This is a genomic window from Micrococcus sp. LASM2_SD2 (assembly GCF_057364565.1).
Genome location: NZ_JBNFOB010000512.1, coordinates 1 through 327, shown reverse-complemented (window position 1 = coordinate 327; position 327 = coordinate 1). Strand labels below are relative to the sequence as shown.

Below are 327 nucleotides of genomic sequence, written 5' to 3'. Positions count from 1 at the left end.
TGAAGCGCCCTGGGTTTCGTTCCGAGGTCAGGACGCAACGGGCGCTGAGTCCTGATCGTGAGTGTAGGCCACCTCGACCTCCGCGGGAGTGCGGTAGCCGAGCCCCTCGTGCAGGCGGGCGGTGTTCCACCAGTGCACCCACCCCATCGTGGCCAGCTCGACCGCCTCGACGGACTCCCACACCCGCTTGGAGTGGATGAGCTCGGCTTTGTAGAGCCCGTTCACCGTCTCGGCCAGGGCGTTGTCGTAGGAGTCGCCCACGGTGCCCACCGAGGCCCTCACCCCCGCCGTGATGAGCGCATCCGAGTAGGCCAAGCTGACGTACTG

Annotated in this window: 1 protein-coding gene; it reads right to left on the bottom strand. The window is 67.3% G+C overall.

The window, feature by feature from the left end; genetic code table 11:
* Nucleotides 1-27 precede the first annotated feature (27 nt).
* Nucleotides 28-327 (bottom strand): integrase core domain-containing protein (locus tag AC2W7A_RS13375; protein ID WP_485991775.1); only part of this gene is annotated, 300 nt, incomplete at its 5' end.